General features: G+C 66.6%; 19 protein-coding genes. 16 read left to right on the forward strand and 3 right to left on the reverse strand.

The window, feature by feature from the left end; genetic code table 11:
* The first annotated feature begins 24 nt into the window (after positions 1–24).
* Both RSD66_RS11345 and RSD66_RS11350 read left to right on the forward strand, forming a co-directional pair.
* Positions 25–1,170: a beta-ketoacyl-ACP synthase III gene (locus tag RSD66_RS11345; RefSeq protein WP_415287832.1), complete on the forward strand. Its 1,146-nt coding sequence runs from the start codon at positions 25–27 to the stop codon at positions 1,168–1,170.
* 98 nt (positions 1,171–1,268) lie between these two features.
* A complete protein-coding gene (locus tag RSD66_RS11350) occupies positions 1,269–1,535 on the forward strand; it encodes a hypothetical protein (RefSeq protein ID WP_024353905.1) in 267 nt (88 codons plus the stop codon).
* A 73-nt stretch (positions 1,536–1,608) separates the two neighbouring features.
* Here the strand turns inward: RSD66_RS11350 and RSD66_RS11355 are convergent, their stop codons facing one another.
* From RSD66_RS11355 to ppdK, 3 genes are all read right to left on the reverse strand, one after another.
* On the reverse strand, positions 1,609–2,136 hold the full coding sequence (locus tag RSD66_RS11355; RefSeq protein ID WP_024353904.1) for a porin family protein: 528 nt from the start codon (positions 2,134–2,136) through the stop codon (positions 1,609–1,611).
* A gap of 213 nt (positions 2,137–2,349) precedes the next feature.
* Entirely contained in the window at positions 2,350–2,883 is a 534-nt protein-coding gene (locus RSD66_RS11360) for a porin family protein (protein ID WP_415287833.1), read from the reverse strand.
* Positions 2,884–3,103: 220 nt separating this feature from the next.
* Complete coding sequence (gene ppdK, locus RSD66_RS11365; protein WP_415287835.1) at positions 3,104–5,794, reverse strand: pyruvate, phosphate dikinase; 2,691 nt, start codon at positions 5,792–5,794, stop codon at positions 3,104–3,106.
* 225 nt (positions 5,795–6,019) lie between these two features.
* Between ppdK and RSD66_RS11370 the strand changes: the two genes are divergently transcribed.
* The 14 genes from RSD66_RS11370 (at position 6,020) to RSD66_RS11435 (ending at position 19,520) form a co-directional block, all read left to right on the forward strand.
* On the forward strand, positions 6,020–6,814 hold the full coding sequence (locus tag RSD66_RS11370) for a YgfZ/GcvT domain-containing protein (RefSeq protein ID WP_415287837.1): 795 nt from the start codon (positions 6,020–6,022) through the stop codon (positions 6,812–6,814).
* A gap of 104 nt (positions 6,815–6,918) precedes the next feature.
* The gene (locus RSD66_RS11375) at positions 6,919–7,383 is read left to right on the forward strand and encodes a hypothetical protein (RefSeq protein WP_415287838.1); all 465 of its coding nucleotides are present in this window, start codon (positions 6,919–6,921) and stop codon (positions 7,381–7,383) included.
* Positions 7,380–7,580 (forward strand): helix-turn-helix transcriptional regulator, encoded by a 201-nt coding sequence (locus RSD66_RS11380; protein WP_415287840.1) that lies wholly within the window; start codon positions 7,380–7,382, stop codon positions 7,578–7,580. The genes RSD66_RS11375 and RSD66_RS11380 overlap by 4 nt, the downstream gene beginning before the upstream one ends.
* Positions 7,581–7,626: 46 nt before the next feature.
* Positions 7,627–8,595, forward strand: a complete 969-nt coding sequence (locus RSD66_RS11385; protein ID WP_415287842.1) for a TraB/GumN family protein — start codon at positions 7,627–7,629, stop codon at positions 8,593–8,595.
* A gap of 166 nt (positions 8,596–8,761) precedes the next feature.
* Positions 8,762–9,400 carry a DNA-3-methyladenine glycosylase I gene (locus RSD66_RS11390; RefSeq protein ID WP_415287843.1) on the forward strand — a complete coding sequence of 213 codons (639 nt, stop codon included), beginning with the start codon at positions 8,762–8,764 and terminating at the stop codon, positions 9,398–9,400.
* Between the two features lie 105 nt (positions 9,401–9,505).
* Positions 9,506–9,817: a hypothetical protein gene (locus RSD66_RS11395; RefSeq protein ID WP_415287844.1), complete on the forward strand. Its 312-nt coding sequence runs from the start codon at positions 9,506–9,508 to the stop codon at positions 9,815–9,817.
* A 54-nt stretch (positions 9,818–9,871) separates the two neighbouring features.
* Positions 9,872–11,137, forward strand: a complete 1,266-nt coding sequence (locus tag RSD66_RS11400) for a TolC family protein (protein ID WP_415287845.1) — start codon at positions 9,872–9,874, stop codon at positions 11,135–11,137.
* A complete protein-coding gene (locus tag RSD66_RS11405; RefSeq protein ID WP_415287846.1) occupies positions 11,137–12,327 on the forward strand; it encodes an efflux RND transporter periplasmic adaptor subunit in 1,191 nt (396 codons plus the stop codon). The genes RSD66_RS11400 and RSD66_RS11405 overlap by 1 nt, the downstream gene beginning before the upstream one ends.
* 12 nt (positions 12,328–12,339) lie before the next feature.
* Entirely contained in the window at positions 12,340–15,561 is a 3,222-nt protein-coding gene (locus RSD66_RS11410) for an efflux RND transporter permease subunit (RefSeq protein WP_415287847.1), read from the forward strand.
* Between the two features lie 189 nt (positions 15,562–15,750).
* Entirely contained in the window at positions 15,751–16,917 is a 1,167-nt protein-coding gene (locus RSD66_RS11415) for a muconate/chloromuconate family cycloisomerase (protein WP_415287848.1), read from the forward strand.
* A 4-nt stretch (positions 16,918–16,921) separates the two neighbouring features.
* Positions 16,922–17,212: a muconolactone Delta-isomerase gene (catC, locus tag RSD66_RS11420; protein WP_046654385.1), complete on the forward strand. Its 291-nt coding sequence runs from the start codon at positions 16,922–16,924 to the stop codon at positions 17,210–17,212.
* A gap of 38 nt (positions 17,213–17,250) precedes the next feature.
* Positions 17,251–18,144 (forward strand): dioxygenase, encoded by an 894-nt coding sequence (locus tag RSD66_RS11425; protein WP_415287850.1) that lies wholly within the window; start codon positions 17,251–17,253, stop codon positions 18,142–18,144.
* Positions 18,145–18,162: 18 nt separating this feature from the next.
* Positions 18,163–18,876 carry a CoA transferase subunit A gene (locus tag RSD66_RS11430; RefSeq protein ID WP_119412387.1) on the forward strand — a complete coding sequence of 238 codons (714 nt, stop codon included), beginning with the start codon at positions 18,163–18,165 and terminating at the stop codon, positions 18,874–18,876.
* Positions 18,873–19,520 carry a 3-oxoacid CoA-transferase subunit B gene (locus RSD66_RS11435; RefSeq protein WP_415287851.1) on the forward strand — a complete coding sequence of 216 codons (648 nt, stop codon included), beginning with the start codon at positions 18,873–18,875 and terminating at the stop codon, positions 19,518–19,520. Before RSD66_RS11430 ends, RSD66_RS11435 begins: the two co-directional genes overlap by 4 nt.
* Positions 19,521–19,557 lie beyond the last annotated feature (37 nt).

The raw sequence follows: 19,557 nt of genomic DNA on the forward strand, positions 1-19,557 counted from the left end.
CGCCGAGCGTCAGGGAACCATACAGTGCAAAAAGCCGTCATCTCCGCCACCGGCCTGTTCACGCCGGAACAGTCGATCTCGAACGAGGAGCTGGTCGGCGCCTACAACGCGTGGGCGGAAGGTTGGAACGCCGCCAACGCGCAAGCCATCGCCGCCGGAGAGATCGAGGCCAAGACGCCCTCGTCCGAAGCCTTCATCGAAAAGGCCTCGGGCATCAAGGCGCGCTACGTCATGGACAAGTCAGGCATCATCGACCCCGAGCGGATGCTGCCGCACCTGCCCGCGCGCGGCGACGACGAACTGTCGATCCTGGCCGAAATGGCGGTGAAGGCCGCGCAAGACGCCATCAAGGCCTGGGGCAAGCCGGTCAGCGAGATCGGCGCCGTCATCTGCGCCGCGTCGAACATGCAGCGTCCCTACCCCGCCATGGCCATTGAGGTGCAGCAGGCGCTGGGGATCGAGGGCTTCGCCTTCGACATGAACGTTGCGTGCAGCTCGGCTACCTTCGGCATCAAGACGGCAGCGGACTTCGTGGCCTCGGGCTCGGTCAAGGCCGTGCTGATGGTGAACCCGGAAATCTGCTCGGCGCACCTGAACTTCAAGGATCGCGACAGCCACTTCATCTTCGGCGACGTCGCCACGGCCGTCATCATCGAGGCCGAGGATCAGGCCGGGCCGGGCGGCTGGGACATTCTGGGCACGAAGCTGCAGACCAGCTTCTCGAACAACATCCGCAACAATTTCGGCTTTCTGAACCGCGCCGCCCTGCCGACCGACGGGCATGAGCCCGTCTCGTCCGACGGCCTGAGCGACAAGATGTTCGTCCAGCAGGGTCGCAAGGTGTTCAAGGAGGTGGTGCCGATGGTGTCGGAGATGATCCTGGACCACGCCGCCGAACTGAGCCTGGACCCGCACGGACTGAAGCGTCTGTGGCTGCACCAGGCCAACATCAACATGAACACCCTGATCGGCAGGAAGGTGCTGGGTCGCGAGCCTGAGCCTGGCGAGAACGTCATCATCCTGGACGACTACGCCAACACCTCCTCGGCCGGATCGATCATCGCCTTCCATCTGCACCACGAGGGCTTCGCGCCGGGCGAAACGGGTCTGATCTGCAGCTTCGGCGCAGGTTATTCGGCGGGCACGGTTTTTGTGCAAAAGCGCCCCTGATTCAGTCGTTCGGGAATCATTATTTCCGGCGGCGCTTGCACTGTTCGGAAAATTTTGCAAACCGTAACGCGTCGAGAAACAGGGGGGACGATGCCCGAATGACTCAGACAGCTTTGCCTTGGGCTGAAAAACTCAGTGATCCGCTGGCGCACGACGTGGCCACGGTGTTGCAACGCATGGGCGGTTCCGCCCATCAGGATATAGTCATCAACTGCGTCGCGGCGTTGAAGCGCCAACGCGGCGAGTCGGTGACTCAGGACCTCAAGATGAAGATCATCGAGGTGTTTGAACGTTATCGCGACTTCTTCATCCGTCCCTTCGGCGAAGGGTCCCTGCGCTGGGCTCTGGCGCCCGACGTCGCCTGACCCATAAGGTTTCAGTCAACGAAAAAGGCCCGCTCCGATGGAGCGGGCCTTCGTCATTTCAGACTATCCGCGTTTAGAAGCGACGGATGTAGCTGACCGAATAGGCGTCAGCCTCGCCGCGGTCGTCGCGGAAGTCACGACGGGTCCAGTCGGCACGGACGCCGTTCACGCCGTCCAGATAGTAGTTGGCGCCGACGCCATAGTTCCAGCTGTCGCCGCCGACCTTGGTCTCGGCGCCCGCCAGTTCCTGCTTCAGCTCAGTGTGGCCGTAGCCGCCGCGAGCGAACAGCTCCAGCTTGTCGCCGATCGGGTACTTGCCGACGACATAACCGGCGGCGTCCCACTCATGCTTGATCTGGCCATCGACGCCGGCGACGGTGATGTCCTTATCCTTGACCCCTACCCCGACTTCCGTCTCGACGGCGAGGTAGCGGTTCAGGTCGACGCCCAGGCGCCCGCTGACGGCGCCGGTCTGGGCTGCGTCGCCTTCCATATGCGTGTAACCCAGCGATCCATAACCGCGCGGCTCAGGATTCGATTGAGCAAACGCCGGAACGGCAAGAACAGACATAGCAGCGGCGGCGAGAAGAACGTTACGCATTATTTCATACTCCTTAGATGATGTGACTTCTGTGATCACATGCCCCATCCAACACAGGGATAAATGGGTAGGCAGGACCTATAGTTCCATGCCGAATATCAAAGACATAGCCCTGTGATGCAATAACGACACATACAGTGTTACATCTAGATCTCAAAAAAAGAAGGGCGCGCTCCGCCGAGAAGCGCGCCCGATCCGTTCGCCTAAGTCGGCTTAGAAGCGACGGACGTAGTTGACCGAATAAACATCCACCTCGCCGCCATCGTCGGTGAATTCACGGCGGGTCCAATCGCCGCGCAGGCCGTTCTGAGCGTCGAAGTAGTAGTTGGCGCCGACGCCGTAATTCCAGCTTTCACCGTCGGCCTTGCTCTCAAAACCGGCCAGTTCGCCCTTGATGCGGGTCGTGCCGTAACCGCCGCGCGCAAACAGTTCAAAGTTGGGCGTAACCGGCAGCGTCCCGACCCCATAGGCGGCCAGATCGTAGTCGTGCTTGATCTTGCCCTTGGCGCCGGCGACGGTGAAGTCGTCGTCCTTCACCCCGATCGAGCCCTCGCCCTCAACGCCGAAATAAGGGTTGAACTTGGCGCCCAGACGACCGGTCACCGCGCCCAGGTCCCCATCTGAATGGTCCAGTTGCGAATAGCCGAGCGTACCATAATAGGTGGGGCCGCCCGGCTGCACGACCTGGGCCGCAGCCGGCAGGGCGAATACAGACAGCGCGGCGGCGGCGAGAATAACATTACGCATGAGCTTCAATCACTCCTTATTGCGATGAGCAGGACTGGCCTGACCACCTTGCGGAGAAACAAAGCTCGCACGCCCGCAGACGTTCCTTATGCTTCATGAAGAAGTCGATGACTGTGCAATCGGAAGCACACACGACGTTCCTTCAAGAGCGACTATTATAAGACAAGAAAAAGGCGACCCTTTCGGATCGCCCTTTCCTTATCGATTTTGAGAGCCGACCTTAACGGTCCTTCTCGCGCTCTACGCCCGAGCGGGCGGCCAGCGCCGCCTGCGCCGCCGCCAGACGGGCGATCGGCACGCGGTAGGGCGAGCAGGAGACGTAGTCCAGCCCCACCTCTTCGCAGAAGGCGATAGACGACGGGTCGCCGCCATGCTCGCCGCAGATGCCCATCTTCATGCCCGGCTTGGCCGCGCGACCGCGCTCCTCGGCGATGCGGATCAGGTCGCCTACGCCGTTCTGGTCCAAACGAACGAAGGGGTCGTTCTCGAAGATGCCCTTGTCCAGATAGACCTGCAGGAAGCGGCCGGAATCGTCGCGGCTGATGCCGAAAGTCGTCTGGGTCAGGTCGTTGGTGCCGAAGCTGAAGAACTCGGCGTGCTCGGCCAGATCGGCGGCGCGCAGAGCGGCGCGCGGCAGTTCGACCATGGTGCCGACCAGATAGTCCACGCTGTCGCCCGCCTTGACAAAGACGGCCTTGGCCGTGCGGTCGGTCAGCTCGCGCAGATATTTCATCTCCAGGCCCAGGGCGACCAGCGGGTGCATGATCTCCGGGATCGGGGCGACGCCGGTGGACGCCTTCACCTGCAGCGCCGCCTCAAGGATGGCGCGGACCTGCATTTCATAGATTTCCGGATAGGCCACGCCCAGGCGACAGCCGCGATGGCCCAGCATGGGGTTGGTTTCCTGAAGCTCCCTGGCCCGACGCTTCAGCTTGGCCGCGTCCAGCCCCTGATGCGCGGCCAGGGCGTCGATTTCAGCCTCGGTGTGCGGGATGAACTCGTGCAGCGGCGGGTCCAGCAGACGCACGGTCACCGGCAGACCGCTCATGATCGCGAAGAGTTCGATAAAATCGGCCTTCTGGAACGGCGCGATCTTGGCCAGGGCGGCGCGACGGCCCGCCTCATCATCGGCCAGGATCATCTCGCGCACCGCCGCAATGCGGTCGTCGTCAAAGAACATGTGCTCGGTGCGCGACAGGCCGATGCCCTCGGCGCCGAAGCCGCGCGCGGTCTTGGCGTCCAGGGCGGTCTCGGCGTTGGCGCGGACCTTCAGGCGCCGGATGCCGTCGGCCCAGCCCATCAGCGTCTGGAAATCGCCCGTCAGCTCCGGCTCGATCATGGCCACGGCGCCGTCCAGCACCTCGCCCTTGCCGCCGTCGATGGTGATGACCTCGCCGGCCTTGAAGGTACGGCCGCGCGCGGTGAAGGTCCCCGCCTTCTCATCGATCGAGATTTCGCCCGCGCCCGAGACGCAGGGGCGCCCCATGCCGCGCGCCACCACCGCCGCGTGGCTGGTCATGCCGCCGCGCGCCGTGACGATGCCGCGCGCCGCGTGCATGCCGTGGATGTCTTCAGGGCTGGTCTCGTCGCGGACCAGGATGACGGCGTCGCCCTGCTGGCCCAGACGTTCGGCCTCGTCGGCGTCGAAGACGATCTTGCCGGTCGCTGCCCCCGGCGAGGCGGGCAGGCCCGCCGCCACCACGGTGCGCGCCGCCTTGGGGTCCAGCGTCGGGTGCAGCAGTTGGTCCAGCGCCGCCGGTTCGACGCGGCTGACCGCCTCGTCCTGAGAGATGACGCCTTCCGAAGCCAGATCCACGGCGATCTTCAGCGCCGACTTGGCCGTGCGCTTGCCGTTGCGGGTCTGCAGCATCCACAGACGGCCCTGTTCGACAGTGAACTCGATGTCCTGCATGTCGCGGTAGTGGCTTTCCAGCCGCCCCACCACGTCGACGAACTGGGCGAAGACCTCAGGCATGGCCTCTTCCATCGAAGGAGCCGTTTCGCCCATCTCCTCGCGGCCCGCCTTGGTCAGCGACTGCGGCGTGCGGATGCCGGCCACCACGTCCTCGCCCTGGGCGTTGATCAGGAACTCGCCGTACAGCTTGTTCTCGCCCGTCGAGGGGTTGCGGGTGAAGGCGACGCCGGTGGCCGAGGTCTCGCCCATATTGCCGAACACCATCGACTGGACGTTGACGGCCGTGCCCCAGCTTTCGGGGATGTCGTGCATGCGGCGATAGAATTTCGCCCGGTCGTTCATCCAGCTTTCGAACACGGCGCCGACGGCGCCCCACAGCTGGGCCTGGGGATCCTGCGGGAAGGGCTTGCCCAACTCACGCTCGACCAGGGCCTTGTAGTCCGCGACCACCTTTTCCCAGTTCTCGGCGGTCAGTTCAGTGTCGACCGAGACGCCCAGACGATCCTTGTGGTCGTCCAGCACCTCTTCGAAATAGTCGTGGCCCAGACCCAGCACCACATTGGAGTACATGGTGATGAAGCGGCGGTAGGAATCGAAGGCGAAGCGGCGGTCGCCCGACAGCTTGGCCAGACCCTCGACCGTCTGGTCGTTCAGGCCCAGGTTCAGCACCGTGTCCATCATGCCCGGCATGGAGGCGCGGGCGCCCGAGCGCACCGAGACCAGCAGGGGGTTGGCGGCGTCGCCGAAGGTCTTGCCCACCACGCCCTCGACGTGGGCCAGGGCCGCCTTGACCTGATCGGTCAGGTCGGTCGGATAGGTCTCTTCATTGGCGTAATACCAGGTGCAGACCTCGGTCGTGATGGTGAACCCCGGCGGCACCGGCAGGCCGAGGGACGACATCTCGGCCAGGTTCGCCCCCTTGCCGCCGAGAAGATTCTTCATCGAAGCGTCGCCGTCAGCGGATCCGCCGCCAAAGCCGTACACCCACTTGGTCATTTCGCAGTTCCTGAACCGTGGTCTGACTGCGGGTCCCAGCCCCGCATATGTAGAAGGGTGCGGGTATATTCTGAGTCCCGCCTTACGGACGCCCTCACTAGCGCGCTGCACCTGCGAAGGCGAGGCTGCAGTTGCAACAATCCGTGAGGGGATGTTTCGTCCGGCAGAACCGGGGCGCAGCGTGACGCACTGGAGGAAGCGGTCGAGGCCGCCTATCTAGGCCTTATGCCTATCGCCCGCCTCGACAGTCGCGCCCTGATCCGCATCAACGGCCCCGACGCCCGCCCTTTCCTGCATAACCTGCTCACCCAGAACGTGGAGACGCTGCAGCCCGGCGAACTGCGCTTCGGCGCCCTGCTTTCGCCGCCGGGACGCCTGATGTTCGACCTGTTCATCTGGGGCGAGGAGGATGGCGTCATTCTGGATGTGGCGGCCGACCGGCGCGACGCCCTGCTCCAGCGTCTGTCGATGTACAGGCTGCGCTCCAGCGTAAATGTGATGGCGATTCCCGACGCTGTCTTCGTCGCCTGGGGCGCCGACAGGCCGGACGGCTTTGTCGATGATCCTCGCTTGCCGGCGCTGGGCGGCCGCCGCTGGGGAGATCAGAGCGAGACCGACGCGACAGAGGCCGACTGGCAGGCGCACCGCCTGACGCTGGGCGTGCCCGATCCCACAGCCGACACGCTGCAGGACAAGACCTATCCGATCGAGGCGGACTTCGACCTGCTGAACGGCATCGACTTTCACAAGGGCTGCTTCATCGGTCAGGAGACGACCTCGCGGATGAAGCGGCGCGGCACGATCAAAAACCGCATGATGGCCATCACCTTCGACGGCCCCGCCCCCGAACGCGGCGCCGAGGTGCTGAACGGCGACCTGCGGGCGGGCGAAGTCATGACCGGCGCCGAGGGGCGCGCCATCGCCCTGATGCGCTTGGACCGCATGGAAGGCGACCTGACCGTCGAGGGCCGCTCCGTGCGGGTCGCGAAGCCCGACTGGATCCCTGATTTTCAAGGCTGAATTCGAAAGAACGGAAAATCTGCTTGTCGCGATGTAAAAGTCGCTTGACGTAAGCGCGACCCCGTTGGTAAAGCTCACTTGTCAACACGACAGGGGAGCTTGTCATGAATACCCAGATCACCACCGCAGGCGAAGCCGCCGCCCGTAACAAGAAGAAGATAGACGACCTGACCGTCGTTCTGTGCGCCCTGACCGTGGTCGGAGTCAGCGCCACCGCCGCCACGCCCTTCTGGCCCGACGCCTGGGGCCGCGCGCCGTCGATCGGCGTTGTCGTCCTGGCCGCCGGACTGGCCGTCTTCACCGCCCTGCACACTCTCTATTGGTGGCGCGCCCTGGATGAGGCCGCCAAAGAGGCGCACAAATGGGCCTGGTGGTGGGGCGGCAATCTGGGCCTGGTCGTCGGCGGCGCGGCCATCGTCATCGCCGCCCTCGCAGGCGTGAATTTGCTGCCCGCCGCCGTGCCGCACACCGATGCTGCCCTGATCGCCCTGGGCGTCTTCGCCGTCTTCGCGGCCCAGGCCGTCGGCTATGGCCTCGCCTGGTGCGGCTGGTGGATCGCCCGTCGATGACCAGCGCCTTCGTCAATCGCCTGAAGGTCTTCCGCGCAGAACGCGACTGGACCCGGGCCGATCTGGCCGAGCGCCTGGGCGTCTCGCGCCAGACCATCCAGGCGCTGGAGAAGGGCCGCTACGACCCTTCCCTGCCCCTCGCCTTCCGCATTTCCCGCCTCTTCGGCCAGCCGATCGAAGCCATCTTCATCGCCTGATCTGATCTCGCCTTAAACAAAATTTCTAAAATTCAAGGACTTCTCAATGACCATCGCACACCGCATGGGCCAAACGGCCAACTGTGTCTCGCGCTTCGCCGCCGGACTGCTGGCCGCCCTGGCCGCCTCCGCCGCCCTCGCCGCCGCCCCCGGCGTCGCCCACGCCGAAGCCCCCGGCTCGGTTTCCGCGGCGCCCATCCCCCGCGCCGAGGGCGCCGGCCCGCCACTGTGGGTGGTCAGAGACGCGGACTCCACCGTCTATCTGTTCGGCACGGTCCATGTGCTGCGTCCCGGCACGGCCTGGGGCTCAGACAAGGTCGACGCCGCCTTCGCCAGCGCGTCCGACATCTGGGTCGAGATCGCCGATCAGGACGATCAGGCCGTGGTCATGCCGGTGATCCAGCAGCATGGCGTCGATCCGTCCCGCCCCCTGTCGTCCATCCTGTCGGCCGCAGACTTCGCCGCCTTCGACAAGGTCGCTCAGGCCAATGGCGCGTCAGGCGCGGCGCTGGACGCCTATCGTCCGTGGCTGGCGGCCTTCATGATCTCCATGTCGGGCCCGACCAACGCGGGCTATCGGTCCGAGGCGGGCGTCGACAAGACGTTGATGGATCGCGCCAGGGCGCAGGGCAAGGCGCTGCACGGCTTTGAAACCGCCGACATCCAGGTCCGCCTGATCGCGGGCATGAGCGAAGAGGCTCAGGTCGCCTATCTGAACAACTATGTCCGCAACGCAGACGGCATCGTCACCAATCTGGATGATACCGTCGCCGCCTGGCTGAAGGGCGACGCCGCCGAGGCGGGCCGCCTGAACCGCGTCAACACCCGCGACATTCATGAAGACATCCACCGCGCCGCCCTGATCGAGCGCAACGCCGACTGGACCAACCAGATCGAGACGATGATGCAGGGCGCAGGCACCGCCTTCGTCGCCGTCGGCGCCGCCCACCTGATGGATCAGGACAGCGTGATCGACATGCTGACGGCGAAGGGCTTCACGGTCGAGCGGCTGTAAGCTTCGCGTTCGGCGCATTGAGGGGCCCGGCGTCGTCGCCGGGCCTTTTTGCAGGCCCGCTCCCATCCCCGTCATCCTCCGGCAAGCCTCGAAGCGGAGCGAGACCGCAGGATAACGGGGATGATTGTTCACTTGCGCCGTCAGAACATTCCCGCAACCTCGCACCATGACCGAATCCGAAAAGGCTGAAGGCCGCTGCGGCTGGTGCGGGACAACGGACCCGCTCTACATCGCCTATCACGACACCGAATGGGGCGTGCCCGAATACGACCCTTGCGCCCTGTGGGAAAAGCTGGTTCTGGACGGCTTTCAGGCCGGGCTGGCCTGGATCACCATCCTGAGAAAGCGCGAGGGAATGCGCGACGCCTTCGACGGGTTCGATCCCGAGATCATCGCCCGCTATGGAGAGGCCGACCGCGCGCGCCTGCTGGCCGACCCCCGCATCATCCGCTCAGGCGCCAAGGTCGACGCCGCCATCAACGGCGCCCGCATCTGGCTGGACATGCGCGACAACGGCGAGGACTTTTCGGCCTGGCTGTGGTCCTTCGTCGGCGGCCGGCCGCGGGTGAATCAGTGGAGAGATTTCCGCGACGCCCCGACCCAGACGCCAGAAAGCGTCGCCATGGCCAAAGCCTTGAAGGCGCGTGGTTTCAAGTTCTGCGGCCCGGTCATCGTCTACGCCTTTCAGCAGGCGGTCGGTATGGTGAACGATCACCAGACCACCTGCTTCCGACACGCACAGATCAACGACGCACACGGACAAAAACATCAATCGGCAGGACGTGACCGTGGATCTGGTGACTGACGATCGCATCGCAACAACCCGAACCTTATAACAGATTGCTTTCGATTTCGGCCGCCCCTACCTAAACCTGCAATGGCTTGGTCGATGACGACATTGGCGAGACTGTTGGCCGCGCTGACTCTGGTCGTCGCGGCGTTCGCCATTGCGCCCATCGCCGACGCCGCCGCCTGCGGGCCCGAACCGCTGGCCGCCCACCAGGTGATCGACCACGACCCTTCGGCCGGGGATCATGACGGCTCAGGCGGCGAACCCGGCCTGTGCGCCCACGGCCATTGCCATCACACCGCCAGCGAACGGCATCCCTCGCGCGATTTCGTTCTCATCGGTCTGCCGGCCCATGTCGAACATGGCCGCCCGCTGAACGATCGTCTGGCTTCCTGCGCGCCCGAAGGCCTGAAGCGCCCTCCCAGAGCCTGAGCTGAGATTCGCGCAGTCGTGCGCGCTCCTGTTCAGTAATTCTGGAAATCAAACATGTTATCGCTGCATCGTCGTCGATCGCGCCTCGCGATCGGCTGCGCGCTCGGCTGCGCGCTCGTCTTGCTGGGCGCGGCGTCGGCCGCCCCGTCGTGGGCCGACCCCGCTCCGACCTATGCCGAGCTTGTCGCTCGCCTCGACCAGACGCCCGCTTCCGCAGAAGCCGCCGCCCTTGTCGACGCCGCCGAGGCGCGTGTCCGCCAGGCCCGCGTCCGCCCCAACCCCAGTCTGGACCTGAGCGCCGAGAACGTCGCCGGGTCCGGCCCTTATAACGGCTTTGGAGGCGGCGATTTCAGCCTGTCCTTCAGCCAGGATCTTGAACTGTGGGGTCGACGTCCGGCCAGGGTGAACGCCGCCCGCGCCGATGCGGGCGCGGCGTCTCTGAGACGCGACCTCGCCCTGATCGATACGGCCGGCCGGCTGGCCCTGATTTATGCCGAAGCCGAAGCGGCCCAGCGTCGCGCGGCCCTGGCCGAAGAGGCGCTGAGCCTGTCCGTGGCCGACGCCCGCGCGGCGCTGGCCCTGGTCGAGGAAGGGCGAGAGCCTCTTCTGCGCGGCATACAGGCCGAGAGCGAGGCCGCCGCCGCCCGCGCCGCGTTGGACGAGGCCAAAGCCGAGCGTGACGCCGCCTTCGCCCGGCTGAGCGCCGTCGCCATGCTGCCGACCCCCGCGACCTCGATCAATGCCGGACTGCTGGATGCATCGGCGACCCGGTTGTCCCTCTCCGACCGCGAAGCGCCCACGGTGCGCGTGGCTGAGGCCGAGGCGACGGCGGCCGAGCGCCGCATCGACATCGAGCGTATCAACGGCCGCCCCGATGTCACCGCCCGCGTGGGCGTGACCCGCTTCGGCGCCGAGGACCAGACGGCCCTGACCTTCGGCCTCAGCCTGCCCTTGCCGCTATTCGACCGGAACCGGGGGAACATCGACGCGGCCCGCGCCGAACACCGGGCCGCCGAGGCCCGCGTCATGCAGGCGCGTCAGGACGCCGGAGCCGACCGGGCCGCCGCGGTGGCGCGTCTGGCGTCGTCCGCCAGCCGCGTGTCAGCCGCCGATGCAGGCGTGAGCGCGGCCGAGGAGGCCTATCGCCTGTCGCGCATCGGCGCAGAGGCGGGACGCATCTCGCAACTGGAGCTGCGCACCGGACGCGCGGCTCTGATCAACGCCCGATCCGCCGCTGTCGACGCCCGCATGGCGCGTGTCCGCGCCGAGATCGACCTGGCGCGCCTGGAAGGCCGCCTCCCCTTTGAAGGAAGTCGCTGATGCGCAATACCTTGTCGAAGAAAGAAGCCCTGCTCGTCGGCGTCGCCGCTGTTCTCATGCTGGGGATCGGCGGGCTGACGCTGTCTCTCGTCCGGCATGACCCGCCCAGCGCCGTCGCGGCTGTCAAGGAAGCCGGGCCCGAAGGCGAAACCACGGGCGAAACCGCCGAAACGCCCAAGGGCGTGATTGAACTGACCGCCGAACAGCTTCAGGCGGCGGGCATTTCCGTCGTCTCCGTCTCGCGCGGCGGGGGCGGCGAAACGCGCCTGTCCGGTCGGGTTGAGGCCATGGTGGACGCGCGCGCCGCCGTCGGCGCCGTGGTTGGCGGCACGGTCGAACGGGTGCTGGTCGCGCCGGGCCAGGCGGTCCGCGCAGGCCAGCCTCTGGTCAGTCTGATCAGCGGCGACGGCGCTGCCTTACGCGCAGAGATCGACGCGGCCTCGGCCGCCGCCACCGCCGCGCGTCAGGCGCATCAGCGCAACCGCAATCTGGCCGATCAGGGCGTCGTCGCCCGTCAGGAGGTCGAGGCCTCGCAGGCTCAGGCCGCCAGCGCCGAGGCCATGGCCCGCGCCGCGCGGGCGCGGGCGACGGCGGCGGGCTCGCCCAACGCCTCGGGCCGGATGAGCATCGTCAGCCCCATCGCGGGCGTCGTCACCAATGTTCAGGTCGGCCCCGGCGGCTTCGTCGGTCAGGGCGCGGTCGTGGCCGAAGTGACCAATCCGGCGCGGGTCGAGCTGGTCTTCAACGCTCCGCCGCAGCTGGCGGCCCAGGTGCGCCTCGGCTCGCACGTGCGCGTCACGGGACCGCAAGGCGAGTTCGACGCCCTCGTCACCGGCGTCGCCGCCGACGCCGGATTACAGGACAGCGGCGCGACCGTGATCCGCGCCCGGCCCGAAAGCGGCCGCCTGCCCCCCGCCGGATCGCCCGTCACCGGAGCTGTCGTCACCGAAGGCCAGTCCGGCGGCGCCCTGACCGTGCCGTCCGAGGCGGTGCAGACGGTCGACGGCGCCACGGTGGTCTTCGTTCAGACCGGCCAAGGCTTCCGCGCCCAGCCCGTGCTGGCCGGCCGGCAGGCCGGGGGCTCTACCGAAATCCTGCGCGGCCTGACCGGGACCGAAAAGGTCGCGGCGGCCAACGCCTTCCTGCTCAAGGCCGAACTGGCCAAGGGCGAAGCCGAGCACGGCCATTAAGGGAGGGCGATCATGTTCAAAGCGATCATCGAGGCGTCCGTCCGTTTCCGCTGGTTCGTCATCCTGGCCACGACGCTGGTCGCGGCCTGGGGCCTGTTCCAGCTGACCAAGCTGCCGATCGACGCCGTTCCGGACATCACCAACCGACAGGTGCAGATCAACACCGTGGCCCCGGCCCTGGCCCCCGAACAGATGGAGCGTCAGGTCACCTACCCGCTGGAAACAGCGATGGCGGGCATTCCGGGGATACAGAGCACCCGCTCCCTGACCCGCAACGGCTTCAGCCAGGTGACGGTCATCTTCAGCGACGCCACCGACATCTACTTCGCCCGTCAGCAGGTGGCCGAACGGATGGCGCAGGCGCGCGAGAATCTGCCCGAGGGCGTCGAACCGGCCCTGTCGCCCATCACCACCGGCCTGGGCGAAGTCCTGATGTGGACGGTCGATCTGACGCCTTTCGACGCCAGGACGGCGCGCGCGGGCCGTCCCGGCTGGCAACCCGACGGCGCCTATCTGACGCCCGAAGGCGAGCGGTTGGATACGCCGCAGGCGCGAGCCACCTACCTGCGCACCGTTCAGGACTGGATCATCGCGCCCCGGATGCGGACGGCGCCCGGTCTGGCGGGCGTCGATGTCAACGGCGGCTATGTGAAGGAATACGCCGTCCGGCCCGATCCGGCGCGGCTGGCGGGTTACGGCCTCAGCCTGAACGATCTGATCCAGGCGCTGGACCGCGCCAACACGCAAGCGGGCGCGGGCTATATCCAGCGTGCGGGCGAGGCCCTGACCGTGCGCACCGACGCCCTGGCCCAGACGGTCGAGGATCTGGCCCAGGCGCCCGTGGTCAACCGCAACGGCCTGGTCGTTCGGGTCGCCGATGTGGCCGTGGTCGAGATCGGCCAGGCGCCGCGTCTGGGCGGGGCCAGCCGCGACGGCCACGAGGCGGTGATCGGCACCGCTCTGATGCTGGCGGGCGAGAACAGCCGCACCGTGGCCCAGGCCGCCGCCGAACGGCTGGAGCAGATCAGCGCCAGCCTGCCGCCCGACATCGTCGCCGAGCCGGTGCTGAACCGCAGCGCCCTGGTCAACTCCACCATCAAGACGGTGGCCAAGAACCTGACCGAAGGCGCCCTGCTGGTCATCGTCGTGCTGTTCCTGTTGCTGGGGAACATCCGCGCTGCGACGATCACGGCCCTGATGATCCCGATCAGCTTCCTGTTCGCGGTCATCGGCATGAACCGCTTCGGCATCAGCGGAAACCTGATGAGTCTGGGGGCGCTGGACTTCGGCCTGCTGGTCGACGGCGCCGTGGTGGTGGTCGAGAACACCCTGCTGCGTCTGGGCCAGAAGCGCGCCGATCTGGGCCGCGCCCTGACCCGCAATGAACGCCTTGGCGTCGCCGCCTCCGCCGCCCGCCAGATGGTCAAGCCCGCCGCCTTCGGCCAGCTTATAATCCTTCTGGTCTTCACGCCCCTGCTGATGCTGGAAGGCGTCGAGGGCAAGACCTTTATCCCCATGGGCGCCACGGTCATGCTGGCCCTGGTCGGCGCCTTCATCTTCTCCTTCACCTTCGTCCCGGCCATGGCCGCCCTGCTGGTCAAGGAGCCCAAGACGGTCCACGTCGACGAGAACGGCGAGGCCGAGGAGCATGAGACCTTCCTGCTGCGCCACGCGCGCCGCTGGATCGAACCGGCCATCCGCGCCGCCGTCTCGCATCCCAAAACGGTGCTGGCCTCGGCCTTCGGCGCCCTGCTGATCGGCGCCCTGGCCTTCACCCTGCTGGGGCGCGAGTTCATCCCCACGCTGGACGAAGGCGACATCGCCATGCAGGCGCTGCGCGTGCCCTCGGCCTCGCTGGAGCAGTCCCTCGCCATGCAGATGGCGCTGGAACGGACCATCAAGGCCCAGCCCGAGGTGAAGACCGTCTTCTCGCGCACCGGCACGGCCGAGGCGGCGGTGGACCCCATGCCGCCCAACATCTCCGACGCCGTCATCGTGCTGAAGAAACGCAAGGAATGGCCCGATCCGCGCCTGTCGAAGGAAGAGCTGATCGACCGCATCGAGAAGGCCGCCTCAAGCCAGCTGGGCAACGCCTTCGAGTTCAGCCAGCCCATTGAACTGCGCTTCAACGAGTTGATCTCGGGCGTCCGCACCGATCTGGCGGTCATGGTCTATGGCGACGACTTCGCCCAGCTTCAGAAGACGGCGGATCAGGTCGCCAACGCTCTGCGCGACACGCCCGGTTCGGCCGACGTGCGGGTGGAGCAGGCGTCCGGCCTGCCGACCCTGACGGTCAGCGTCGACCGCTTCGCCGCCGCCAACTACGGCCTGTCGGCGGCGGATGTGTCCGAAGCCGTCTCGGCGGCCATCGGCGGCGCGGAGGCCGGTCAGATCTTCGAGGGCGACCGCCGCTTCGACGTGGTGGTCCGCCTGTCCGACGCCGAGCGCAACGACCCCGCCGCCCTGAACGCCCTGCCCGTCACCACGGCCAGCGGCGCAGCCATCCCCCTGTCCTCGGTCGCCCGCATTCAGGTGAAGGAGGGCCAGAACCAGATCAGCCGCAACGACGGCAGCCGCCGCATGGTGGTTCAGGCCAATGTGCGCGGCCGCGATCTGGGCGGCTTCGTCGCCGACGCCCAGAAGCAGGTCGACCAGCAGGTCAGCCTGCCCGCAGGCTATTCGCTCAAATGGGGCGGCCAGTTCGAGAACCTGAAGCGGGCCGAACAGCGACTGGGACTGGTCATTCCGGTCGTCTTCGTCCTGATCGGCATCCTGTTGTTCATGGCGCTGGGGTCGTTCGCGGAGGCGGGGCTGGTGTTCGCCTGCGTGCCGCTGGCGCTGGTCGGCGGGGCGCTGTCGCTGTTGCTGAGGGGGATGCCCTTCTCCGTCTCGGCGGCGGTCGGCTTCATCGCCGTGTCCGGCGTCGCCACCCTGAACGGACTGGTGCTGATGCAGGCCATCCGAGAGCGGTTGCAGACAGGGCAGACGCCGCGCGACGCCGCCCTGTTCGGCGCCTTCAGTCGTCTGAGGGCGGTGCTGACCACGGCCCTGGTCGCCATCGTCGGCTTCATTCCCATGGCCATCGCCACCGGGGCCGGGGCTGAGGTTCAGAAGCCGCTGGCCACCGTGGTCATCGGCGGCCTGTTGAGCGCCACCGCCCTGACATTGCTTGTGCTGCCGACTTTCGCGGCCAGGGCCGTGAAACGTCGTCAGCCGGAGGATGTCGAACACTGATCAAGGAGCTCCGCCACGCGGCCCGCACGTCGGCCCATCGCGATATCAACCTCGCGCATGGGTCGGCGCCGCGTGGCGCCTCGCATTCGACTTGATGCCGATTTGATATCAAATACGAACAAAACGGCATTTTAGATCATCACAGACGCGCCCTAGGCTGACCTCCACTGAAGGATGCGGAGACGACAGGTGCAGGGATCAGCCATTCAGGTCGTGGAGACAATCATCCTCGACGTGCCCACGATCCGACCGCATGTCCTCTCCGTAGCGACCATGCAGTCGCAGACGATCGTTCTGGTTCGCCTGCGCTGCGCCGATGGGATCGAGGGCGTCGGCGAAGGCACCACCATCGGCGGCCTGAACTACGGCGGCGAGAGTCCTGAAGGCATCAAGCTGGCGATCGACGCCTATTTCGCCCCCCTGCTGGTCGGCGCCGATTCCACCCGCCCGGCGGTGATCATGGAGCGCCTGCGCCGCTCGATCATCGACAACCGCTTCGCCAAAAACGCCGTCGAGACCGCCCTGCTGGACATTCAGGGCAAGCGTCTGGGCGTGCCGGTCAGCGAGCTTCTGGGCGGACGCGTCCGCGACCGCCTGCCGGTGCTGTGGACCCTGGCCAGCGGCGACACCGCTCAGGACATCGCCGAGGCTGAAAGCATGGTGGCCTCGGGTCGCCACACCGCCTTCAAGCTGAAGATCGGCAAGCGGCCGGTGCAGGAAGACGTGGCCCACGTCGCAGCCATCAAACGCGCCCTGGGCGACCGCGCCAGCATCCGCGTCGACGTCAATCAGGCCTGGAGCGAGGCCGCCGCCAAACGCGCCCTGCCCCTGCTGGCCGAGGCGGGCGTCGATCTGGTCGAACAGCCAGTCCGCGCCCATGCGACAGCGGGCATGGCCCGGCTGACGGCGATGGGCCTGGTCCCCATCATGGCCGACGAAGCCTTGCACGGACCCGAGAGCGGCTACGCCCTTGCATGCAGCCAGTCGGCTGATGTCTTTGCGCTCAAGATCGCCCAGGCGGGCGGCCTGACCGAGTGCAAACGGCTGGCGGGCGTCGCCCAGTCGGCGGGAGTGGCCCTTTACGGCGGCACCATGCTCGAAGGCCCGGTCGGCACCATCGCCTCAGCCCAGCTTTTCGCCACCCTGCCCGAGATCGAGTTCGGCACCGAACTGTTCGCCCCCCTGCTGCTGACCGAAGAACTGCTGGCTGAGCCGCTGCACTACGCCGACGGCTGCCTGACGGTGCCGGACGGGCCGGGCCTCGGCCTTCAACTGAACGAGGACGCCGTCGCGGCGCTTCGTCGGGACCGAGGCGCCCGAACCTCGGTCGTCACGCCCAAACTGGTAGCGGGGTAAGCCGATGCTGTTTCATGTCACGATGGATGTGCGCATTCCGCACGACGCCGATCCGGCCAAAATCGACCGGCTGAAGGCCGAGGAAAAGGCCCGCGCCCAGGATCTGCAGCGTCAGGGAATCTGGCGTCATCTGTGGCGTGTCGCCGGCCGTTACAGCAACGTCAGCGTCTTCGACGTCGCCGACGCCCAGACGCTGCACGACCTTCTCAGCACCCTGCCGCTGTTTCCCTACATGGACGTCCAGGTCACCGCCCTGTGCCGCCATCCGTCGTCGATCCACGAGGACGATCGTTAAAGAGCCCATCAGGGCCGAACATACTGGAGAGGAAGACCATGACCGAAGATTTCGTCGCCACACCCGAGATTCAACAGCTTCTGGACCGCGCCAGCGGCCTGACCGTCGAGGGCGGCGATCCCCGTCTGAAATCCATTACGCGAGACGTGGTCGAGGCCCTGATGCGCGTCATCGTCAAGCATGACGTCAGCGAGGACGAGTTCTGGGGCGCGATCAAATTCTTCCAGGACGGCGCCCAGGAGTTCGGCCTGATCGTGCCGGGTTCGGGTCTTGAGCACTTCATGGATCTGTTCCTGGACGCCAAGGACGCCGAGGCGGGCCGCACCGGCGGCACCCCGCGCACCATCGAAGGCCCCCTCTATGTCGAGGGCGCGCCGCTGGTCGAAGGCGAAAACATCAACCTGACCGACGACGCCGACGACACCGACACCCTCTATATGACCGGGAACATCGTCGGCCCGGACGGCGAGGCGCCCGCCGACGCCATCCTTCACGTCTGGCACGCCAATTCGAAGGGATTCTATTCCCACTTCGACCCGACCGGCGAACAGACGCCGTTCAACAACCGTCGCCGCATCAAGGTCGGCGCGGACGGCCGCTACTATTTCAGCTCCAAGATCCCCAGCGGCTATTCGGTGCCGCCGAACGGCGCGACCGACCGGATGCTGAAGGCCATCGGCCGCCACGGCAACCGCCCGGCCCACGTCCACTTCTTCGTCGAGGCGCCCGGCTATCGTTCGCTGACGACCCAGATCAACTTCGGCGATGATCCGTTCGCGGCCGACGACTTCGCCTTCGCCACCCGCGACGGCCTGCTGCCGGTGCCGCAACGTCAGGGCGACAGCGCCTATGTCGCCTTCGACTTCACCCTGCAGCGCGCTGCGGACGAAGGCGACCAGCACCTGTCCGGCCGCGCCCGCGCGGCGGCCTGATCGAGAGACCTGAGGTTCGTGTCCAAGATTTTCGCCTCTCCCCGAGCCGCGCTTGAGGGCCTGTTGTTTGACGGCATGACCATCATGTCCGGCGGCTTCGGGCTCTCGGGCAACCCCGAGAGCCTGATCCCCGAGATCCGGGCTTCCGGGGTCGGCGGGCTGACCGTAATCTCCAACAATGCAGGCGCCGACGGCTTCGGCCTGTGGATGCTGCTGGAGAGCCGTCAGGTGAAGAAGATGATCTCCAGCTACGTCGGCGAGAACAAGCTGTTCGAGCAGCAGTATCTGTCCGGCGAACTGGAACTGGAACTGAACCCTCAGGGCACCCTGGCCGAACGCATCCGGGCGGGGGGCGCAGGCATCCCCGCCTTCTATACCCGCACTGGCGTCGGCACCGTCGTCGCCGAGGGCAAGCCCGTCGAGACCTTCGAGGGCGATGATTATGTGCGCGAGACCTGGCTGCGCGCCGACCTGTCGATCATCAAGGCCTGGCGGGCCGATCCGGCCGGGAACCTGATGTTCCGCAAGACGGCGCGCAACTTCAATCCGAACATGGCGACGGCCGGAAAGACCACCGTGGTCGAGGTCGAGGAGATCGTCCCCGAAGGCGCCCTCGATCCCGACGCCATCCACACGCCGGGCATCTATGTCGACCGCATCGTCCTCTCGACCATCAATGAAAAGCGCATCGAGAAGCTGACGACGCGTCCGCGCGAGGAGGCGTCGGCATGAGCTGGACCCGTGACGAGATGGCCGCCCGCGCCGGGCAGGAACTTCGCGACGGCTACTATGTGAATCTGGGCATCGGCATACCGACGCTGGTCGCCAACCATGTGCCGGAGGGCGTCCGCGTCACGCTGCAAAGCGAAAACGGCCTACTCGGCATCGGCCCCTTCCCCTTCGAGGGCGAGGCGGACCCCGACCTGATCAACGCCGGAAAGCAGACCGTGACCGTGCTGCCGACCTCCAGCTTCTTCTCCTCGGCCGACAGCTTCGCCATGATCCGGGGCGGCCATATCGACATGGCCGTGCTGGGGGCGATGGAGGTCGCCGCCAACGGCGATCTGGCCAACTGGACCATCCCCGGCAAGATGGTGAAGGGCATGGGCGGCGCCATGGATCTGGTCGCCGGGGTCAAGCGCATCGTCGTGGTGATGGATCACGTCGCTAAGGACGGCTCGCCCAAGATTCTGGAGCAATGCGCCCTGCCCCTGACCGGGCAGAAGGTCGTGGACCTGATCATCACCGATTTGGGCGTTATCGCCGTGGATCGGAAACAGGGCGGGCTGACGCTGATCGAGACCGCCCCCGGCGTCACCGTCGAGGAGATCACGGCCAAGACCGGCGCGCCGCTGGCCATCGCGGCGACGGCATGAGCGCCCTCAAGAAGAGAGCCGCCGCGCGGCGAGCGAT

Origin of the sequence: Brevundimonas sp. S1H14 (assembly GCF_047716865.1) — a bacterium.
Taxonomy (GTDB): domain Bacteria; phylum Pseudomonadota; class Alphaproteobacteria; order Caulobacterales; family Caulobacteraceae; genus Brevundimonas; species Brevundimonas naejangsanensis.